We start from the raw sequence: 8,225 nt of genomic DNA on the forward strand, positions 1-8,225 counted from the left end.
CATTAATCTATTTTTTACTGTAAATCATAAGATTTTTTTGAGATAGGAACAACTATTACTGCAAAAATCTTATTAATTTTTGTTAAAAAATATCTAAAAATATAAATAATTTAATTCTCCTTCACATAACCTAGAATTTTGTTATCAAAATTTTCTTTGTATTTATGCATTCAATATGTTAATATCTATTAATTATATTTATTGTATACTATAATATAAAATATAATAAGATTTTATTCGTTGCCAATTTAATTATTTTATAACTAAAAGCTGTAAATTTTATGTTAAGTAAACTAAATAAGCCTGCTTTATTTGCTTTAATATTTTATCCTATTTTTATTATATCTCTTGTAGTTAAATATTCGTTTGATTATGGGATAGGACTAACTGAAGTTATTTTTATAATTGCTAGTTATTATATTAATAATATTACCGTTGGGATTGGTTTGCATAGGTTATGGTCTCATAATGCCTATAAAATAAATAAATATGCCGAGTTTGTCTTAGTTATGCTGTCTGCAGGAACATTACAAGGACCGGCTTTATCTTGGGCATCGAATCATTATAAACATCATGCTAAAACAGATACAGATCAAGACCCGCATAGCCCTTTAAAGTTTGATAATAAGGTTTTAGGTTTTCTTTGGTCTCATATAGGGTGGATGCTAGTCGGAAGCGGTAGCTATAAGTCTATTGATCGTATTACTTGGGCTAAGCACGGGAAAAATAATTTATTAAAATGGCAGCTAAAATATTATTGGCAAATAGCAGCTTTTATGAATATCGTCGTGCCTTTATTTATCGGTTACTTAGTTGGTGGTACTATACAATCGGCATATGCAGGATTTGTATTTATGGGACTTGGTAGATTCCTACAGCAGCAAGCAACATTCTGTGTTAATTCTTTATGTCACTTTGCCGGTAGTAAAAAATATTACAAAGGCACTGCCGGAGATATTTGGTGGATGGCATTATTCTTACTCGGTGAAAATTGGCACAATTACCATCATGCTTTCCCTTCAGATTATCGTAACGGTGCAAAATGGTATCATTTTGACGTTCACAAATGGATAATATTTTTAATGAGTAAAATAGGTTTAGCTTCAGAACTTGAACGTACTACAAAAGTACGTATACAGGCAAAAATGCAAGACACTTTAAGCTATCTTAGTGAAAAACAAAAGCAAAAATTGACTTTAATGCAAACAAAAATAGATCATTTATTAGAAAATCTATGCTTAAAAATTAAAGAGCTAGAAGAATCATCTATTACTATTAAAGAACAATTTAAAAAATCTTTTCTAGAAATACAAGAATCACTTAAAAATTTAGCAGAGCAAATAAGTTCTACAACGCAAATAACAGAAAAACCTTCGGAAAAATTACTAAAAATAGTTAATAAAAAAATTATTGATGCCGAACAATCTATTTATAAGCTGTATAATCAATTCAATACCTTAAATGTATCTAATTAGGCATTATTAAATAAAGATAAATATCGTCATTGCGAGCGAGTCTTGTTGCGTGGATCGGCAAGCACACTGGGTGTCATTCCCGCATAGGCGGGAATTCAGTAAAACTTACAAAAAGCTTGTTTTTTTAGGTTTATTTTGTCCAATTAAGATTATTTTTGGATTCCTGCTTTCGCAGGAATGACATAGATATCCATGCAACAACGTCTCCTAGCAATGACGGATAAGCCGGTCCACGAAACAATACATTCTTGTAATGATACAAACTATCATTTTTTATTTAACAACGTCTCTAATTAGTTTCAATTTGAATGATAAAAATTTTAGGTATAGAATCAAGCTGTGACGATACAGCTGTTTCTATAATCACCGAAAATCGAGAAATCTTATCTAATATAATCATTTCACAAAATACAGAACATGCAGTTTTTGGAGGGGTAGTACCTGAAATTGCTGCACGTTCTCACTTATTGAATTTAGATAAAGCATTAACAAATGTTTTAAAAGAGAGCAACACTAAATTAACGGAAATTAGTGCAATTGCTGCAACTTCCGGTCCGGGCTTAATCGGCGGTGTTATAGTCGGTTCAATGTTTGCAAGGTCGCTAAGCAGTGCTTTAAAAAAACCATTTATTGCAATTAATCATTTAGAAGGTCATGCCTTAACCGCAAGGCTAACTGATAATATCCCTTATCCTTATTTACTCTTGTTAGCTTCGGGTGGACATTGCCAATTTGTAGCGGTCCTAGAGCTTGGAAAATATAAAATATTAGGCTCTACTATAGATGATGCCGTAGGTGAAGCCTTTGACAAAGTAGCAAAAATGCTAAACTTAGTATTTCCTGGAGGACCTGAAATTGAGCAAAGAGCAAAACTTGGCGATCCTCATAAATATAAATTTCCAAAACCTATAATTAACAGCGGTAATTGCAATATGTCCTTTTCAGGACTTAAAACTGCCGTGCGTACTTTAATCATGAATTTGCAAGAAATTAATTATAAAGAATGTCATCATTTAGAACGCTTCAGACAAGATGAATTTAAGGAAGAGTTTGCACAGCGTACAAAAGTACATGCGCACAGGCGAAAACCGCAAAATTCGCTTGTATCAAGCTTTCTAAATGATGATGTAATTAATGATATAGCTGCAAGTTTTCAGTTCACCATAGGAGAAATTCTAAGTAGTAAGATACAGGATGCTATTAGAGCATATAAACAAATAACAAATAATTGTGATAAGAAGAATATAGTTATTGCCGGCGGTGTTGCTGCTAATAAATATTTACAAGAAATATTAAGTAATTGTGCTAAAACATATGGTTATCAGCTTATTTATCCACCTATCCGTTTATGTACCGATAATGCTGCAATGATTGCATATACAGGACTTGAGCGTTACAATAATAAGTTATTTACTCCTTTGAATTTCTGTCCAAAAGCTAAATGGAGTTTAGAGGATATTAGTAAATAAATTTTAATATTGACACTTCTTAATTTAGTAGTATAGTAAATAACTACCATGTTTCATGGTAGTTATCTATATAAAAAAGAGGTAAGTTTATGAGCAATAACAATTATAAAAACATATATAAAGCATTTAATTGTTTTTCAGAAGCAATCAATTCTGCCTATTCAGCCGTAAATAATTTTTTAGAACTACCTAATGTATTTAATAAATATCATACTGTTATTTCTTTAATTTTTTCTAAAACAGCAAAATTAGACTCTAATATAACCAATATAATTAAAAACAGTGTTATTATATATGAGATATCAACAACCTTAATAGGTACCGTAAATACTTTTTATAAAGATAAAAAACTAGTTGAAAAAATATTAAAAGATGGACAAGATGCTATTAATAAGCTTATTGAAACAGCAACCCATTTATCGCCAATAGTTACAGATATTACAAATTATTACTTAGTTGATCCGTATAAAGAAGAAGCACTATTATTTAACTTACAAATTCCTAACTCTACTAGTAATGATTATTATAAATTATCAGGTACTGAAAGTGTAACATTAACTGAAATTGAATGTTATTAACACTAAATTGACATGAATTATGGATCAAGATTTATCCATAATTCGGTAAGTAATATTTCTTGTTTATATCAAGTTATGATATCAATTTGTGAAGTATCGGACCCTAATGTATAAGCTTCCCCATGTATCAATGATTGGCTTGTTTTTCATACTAATACATAGTGTATGATCATCATCGTACTTAACATTAGTTATTTCAAATTTAGCATTTGGCAATACTACTATTTCCTTTTCTCCATCGTGTAATATAGCAAAGATATCAGCTACCTACTAGAAGGGGAATTCATTTCAATTTCATATTCAATATTAATTTGATTCGGTTTTAATTCATCTGACATATGATTATTAATAATACTCTGCTCAGAAGTTGTAGACATAAACCTCTCTGTAGAATATTCATTTCCTATGTTAAATATACCCACCTCCGATTTTTTTCTTGTTTTTCCACGCCAAGTAGTAAGATTTTCAACTTGCCTTTAACTTATTTGGTATTGATCATTAGTTAGTATTATTAAAGCACATTGCATTTCATAGGATTTTTTTGTTTTATCATACAACCTCATATAGCCGGTTTCTTTGAAATCTTTACAATGCAAAAATTCTCTAAAAGTTATACTGTTATTATCATCTAATTCTGCTTCATTGTAAGCATCGACATATTCCTTAGCTCGACTCCATCTTGTTCTTTTAATTCTTCCAGCTCATTTCAGAAGTAAATTGCTTCAATATCTCTCCTGCTGTTTCGTAATCTATTTCATTGTCATTATACATAATGCTTCACATCTCCGTTCATTAGATTTTTATTATATCTAACTTATTAATCAAAGTTAGAAGGGTAAATAAAGTAATAGACTAGACTCAAGAAAAATTAATGAGAATTATGAATTATGCAATAATTTAGTTTTCGTACGCAGAGCTTAATCAATTATCTTTATCCTTAGCTCTTCCTTTTCTCTACCTATTTTCACGATATTACCGCTACTTATTTCGCCTGCTAAAATCATCTTGGCTAAATTATTTTGTATTTCCCTCTGGATAAGGCGTTTTAAGGGTCTTGCTCCAAAACTTGGATCATAGCCTTTTTCGGCTAAATAATTTAAAGCAGATTCATCAAATCCAAGAATAATATTTTGTTGTAGCAAAATTTTCTTTAAGCTTCCAAGCTGTATCTTAACTATATCATGAATATTATTACGATTTAGCCGATGGAATAATATAATTTCATCTAACCGATTTAGAAACTCCGGCTTAAATACTTCTTTTACATATTTCATAACCTCATCTTTTACTTTATATGTATCTTCGTCCTCTTTCTGATTAACGAGTATCTCAGCACCTAAATTAGAAGTTAAAACTATAATAGTATTTTTAAAATCAACTGTGATACCCTGACTATCGGTTAATCTTCCCTCATCAAGTATTTGCAGCATAATATTAAATATATCGGGGTGGGCTTTTTCAACCTCATCAAATAATATTACCTGATATGGGCGGCGTCTTACTGCCTCTGTTAGTACTCCACCTTGATCATATCCTATATAGCCTGGAGGAGCTCCTATCAGACGAGAAATAGTGTGCTTCTCCATATATTCCGACATATCTATACGAAGTATCGCATTACGGTTATCAAAAAGAAAACCGGCTAAGGCTTTGGTAAGTTCAGTTTTACCAACTCCTGTCTGTCCTAAGAATAAGAACGAACCAAGCGGGCGGTTAATATCCTGAATACCTGCACGTGATCTTCTAACTGCATCACTGACCCCTTTAATTGCTTCATCTTGTCCTATGACCGATTCACGTAGTTTCTGCTCCATCACAAGTAGACGCTCACGCTCACTTGATAGCATCGTATCAATTGGAATACCAGTGATACGAGAGATAATACTTGCTATATCGCTTTCCGATACAATTTCTTTTAATAGCCCTTTATTATCCATACTTTCGGCTTCCTGAATCTTTTTCATAATCTCAGGTATAATTCCATATTTTAGCTCACTAGCTTTAGCAAGATTAGCGTCACGCTCGGCACGCTCTAGATTGATTCTTGCTCGTTCTAACTCTTCTTTAAGTTTTTGGGCTTGCTGTAGTTTAGACTTTTCTGCCTGCCATTTAGCGTTCATATCATATGATTTAGATTCTAATTTTTCGAGTTCTTCGGTTAAATGGGTAATTTTCTTTTTAGAATGCTCGTCATTTTCTTTTTTAAGTGCTGCAAGCTCAATTTTTATCTGAATAATACGGCGATCTAGCTCGTCAAGCTCTTCAGGCTTACTTGACAATTCTATTTTCATACGGCTACAAGCTTCATCAATCAAATCAATAGCTTTATCAGGTAAATAACGATCGGTAATATAACGGTTTGATAACGTCGCTGCTGCAACTATCGCACTATCGGAAATTCGCACTGCATGATACAGCTCGTATTTTTCTTTAATTCCTCTAAGTATTGATATAGTATCCTCAACCGTCGGCTCACTCACGTAAACAGGCTGGAAACGGCGAGCAAGTGCTGCATCTTTCTCGATATATTTACGATATTCATCTAGAGTAGTAGCACCGATACAGTGCAGCTCACCACGAGCAAGCATTGGCTTTAGTAAATTCGAGGCATCCATAGCACCGTCGGTTTTTCCTGTACCTACTAATAGATGTAATTCATCGATAAATAAAATAATTTCACCGCTTGATTCTTTGATTTCACTAAGTACTGCTTTAAGACGCTCCTCAAATTCACCTCGATATTTAGCACCTGCTATTAATGCTCCCATATCAAGCTCAATAATACGGCAGTTCATAAGCGACTCAGGTACGTCCTTACTAAATATACGTTGTGCAAGCCCCTCTATTATAGCAGTTTTACCGACTCCGGGCTCACCGATCAATACAGGGTTATTTTTCATACGTCGTGATAGTACCTGCTCTGTTCTTCTTATTTCTTCATCACGTCCGATTATCGGGTCAAGCTTACCGCTTTCAGCAAGCTCTGTTACATCTCTGCCGTATTTCTTTAGAGCATCATAACTATTTTCTGCTGATTCGGTATCTGCTTTTTTGCCTTTACGAAGCTGTAAAATAGCTGCTGCTAATTTTTTACTATTAATTCCATTATTCGTTAAAATTTTACCGGCTATAGTATTATCATAAGTTAATGCTTCAAATATACGCTCTATGGTTACAAAGCTATCCCCACTGTCTTTAGCAATGCTACTAGCTTTTTCTAAAACTTTAAGAGCTTCAGCAGAAGAATAAACTTTTCCTCCTCCCTCAACCTGAACTTTTGGGATTTTATTTAGTTCTAGCTGCACTTGATCTTTTAATAAGTTTATATTACCACCGGTATTATTAATAATGGTTTGAATTATACCTGTTTCTTCACTTAAAAGACTAGATAATAAATGCAAAGATAATATTTGCTGATGATCGTTTTTAGCAGCAAGCGATTGGCTACTAGCTACCACTGATTTAGCATGTGCAGTAAATTTATCAATATTCATATAAATAACATATTTTAATTAATAAAGTTAAATATTTTTAACTAGACTATTTTTATATAATAATTTTTAATTAAATAACAAGATATGAACAACTACATATAGAATTTTATAATGCTTTCATCATTAAAAAAACAATTTGATAACGATAAGGCGTTTTTATTAAATCATACAAAAGAATTTTTAACTATATCCGTAGTAGGCGTATAAATAAAGCTAAAATTGAAGAAGCTGTTGAAAAAAGCAGCTTTACCGAGGCATTACAGGTTTTAGAAATTGTACGTCATGAAAAAACCGGTATTAAAGCTTACTAAAACTGAAGGAAAAAATGGCAAAACTGCAATATTAATACGTGACGGTTGTAACAATCCTAATGAAAAAATTGTTTTAGGTACTGAAGCTTTTGAAATGCAATATTTAAACGCTATCAGAGGAGCTATAAGACATAGCAAAGACTGAAAATAAACCTGCGCTTGTGCTGAAATTAAATAAAGAAGCAGTAAAATTTATTAATAGTTTTAATGCTTTGAATATGGCAAAATCACAAGCAAATATCTCAAAAAATATGAAAGCTGAAATTGACAAGGTTGCTGAATTGCTAGGAAAAAATGGTATTAAAAATGCTCGTAAAAAATTAAATGTTGCTAAATATTTTCAAAATTTCAATGATGAGCATTGTAATATTATAGTAACCTTGTCAAAAGCCATCAATGATGAGGGAAAAGAGCATATTATAGTCGAAGCGGAAGTAGCTTTTAAAGGCTTAACAGAAGAACAAAAGCAAGAATATCAAAATAGAGAAGGTAAAAACTGGTATAATGTAATGCCTGAATGGGAGATGATCAGTACGCAGATACAATTCACAACGGTAAGCATGTTATCCCAACCCAGTTGCGACAAATTGTTGGCATGAAAAATGCCTTTGAGCAAATTGTGGCAATAACTGACAAAGACGGTAAAAATTTTGAAACATTGCTTACATCTAAACATGCAGGTACATTAAGCCTTGATTCCAAATGATATAGATTCTAGACAAAAAATTACCGATTTAAATGTACGCCAAGCCCAAGAATGGCTTGAAGACGGCGTTACTATTCATACTAATACATTAAACTTAGGTCCTATAGGAGCTGGCAATGATCCCACAATTGTTGATCAGACAAAAAACTATGGAAAATGTCGGTGGGAACAATACTAATACTCCTCTTAATG

The 8,225-nt window shown here is 32.2% G+C and carries 7 protein-coding genes; 6 read left to right on the forward strand and 1 reads right to left on the reverse strand.

Annotated features, from left to right (window positions below; genetic code table 11):
• Positions 1-281 precede the first annotated feature (281 nt).
• From A452_RS0107260 to A452_RS0107270, 3 genes are all read left to right on the forward strand, one after another.
• Positions 282-1,475 (forward strand): acyl-CoA desaturase, encoded by a 1,194-nt coding sequence (locus A452_RS0107260; protein WP_014412063.1) that lies wholly within the window; start codon positions 282-284, stop codon positions 1,473-1,475.
• Between the two features lie 308 nt (positions 1,476-1,783).
• Positions 1,784-2,944, forward strand: coding sequence for a tRNA (adenosine(37)-N6)-threonylcarbamoyltransferase complex transferase subunit TsaD (gene tsaD, locus A452_RS0107265; RefSeq protein WP_014412062.1), 1,161 nt, complete (start codon positions 1,784-1,786; stop codon positions 2,942-2,944).
• An 89-nt stretch (positions 2,945-3,033) separates the two neighbouring features.
• A complete protein-coding gene (locus tag A452_RS0107270; RefSeq protein WP_014412061.1) occupies positions 3,034-3,522 on the forward strand; it encodes a DUF5424 family protein in 489 nt (162 codons plus the stop codon).
• 917 nt (positions 3,523-4,439) lie between these two features.
• Here A452_RS0107270 and clpB read toward each other — a convergent pair.
• Positions 4,440-7,016 (reverse strand): ATP-dependent chaperone ClpB, encoded by a 2,577-nt coding sequence (gene clpB, locus A452_RS0107280; protein WP_014412059.1) that lies wholly within the window; start codon positions 7,014-7,016, stop codon positions 4,440-4,442.
• 282 nt (positions 7,017-7,298) lie between these two features.
• On the opposite strand from clpB, the gene A452_RS12320 reads away from it, so the two are divergent.
• From A452_RS12320 to A452_RS12330, 3 genes are all read left to right on the forward strand, one after another.
• A complete protein-coding gene (locus tag A452_RS12320) occupies positions 7,299-7,472 on the forward strand; it encodes a hypothetical protein (RefSeq protein WP_017208705.1) in 174 nt (57 codons plus the stop codon).
• 16 nt (positions 7,473-7,488) lie between these two features.
• Positions 7,489-7,926 carry a hypothetical protein gene (locus tag A452_RS12325; protein ID WP_017208706.1) on the forward strand — a complete coding sequence of 146 codons (438 nt, stop codon included), beginning with the start codon at positions 7,489-7,491 and terminating at the stop codon, positions 7,924-7,926.
• Between the two features lie 93 nt (positions 7,927-8,019).
• Positions 8,020-8,211 (forward strand): hypothetical protein, encoded by a 192-nt coding sequence (locus A452_RS12330; RefSeq protein WP_017208708.1) that lies wholly within the window; start codon positions 8,020-8,022, stop codon positions 8,209-8,211.
• The last annotated feature ends 14 nt before the right edge of the window (positions 8,212-8,225 follow it).

Source organism: Rickettsia australis str. Phillips, from assembly GCF_000273745.1.
Classification (GTDB): Bacteria; Pseudomonadota; Alphaproteobacteria; order Rickettsiales; family Rickettsiaceae; genus Rickettsia; species Rickettsia australis.

What these genes read in the sequence shown, in the direction of transcription:
- A452_RS0107260 (WP_014412063.1), top strand. Translation starts at nt 282, where the DNA reads ATGTTAAGTAAACTAAATAAGCCTGCTTTATTTGCTTTAATATTTTAT.
- A452_RS0107270 (WP_014412061.1), top strand. Translation starts at nt 3,034, where the DNA reads ATGAGCAATAACAATTATAAAAACATATATAAAGCATTTAATTGTTTT.
- clpB (WP_014412059.1), bottom strand. Translation starts at nt 7,016, where the DNA reads ATGAATATTGATAAATTTACTGCACATGCTAAATCAGTGGTAGCTAGT.
- A452_RS12320 (WP_017208705.1), top strand. Translation starts at nt 7,299, where the DNA reads ATGAAAAAACCGGTATTAAAGCTTACTAAAACTGAAGGAAAAAATGGC.
- tsaD (WP_014412062.1), top strand. Translation starts at nt 1,784, where the DNA reads ATGATAAAAATTTTAGGTATAGAATCAAGCTGTGACGATACAGCTGTT.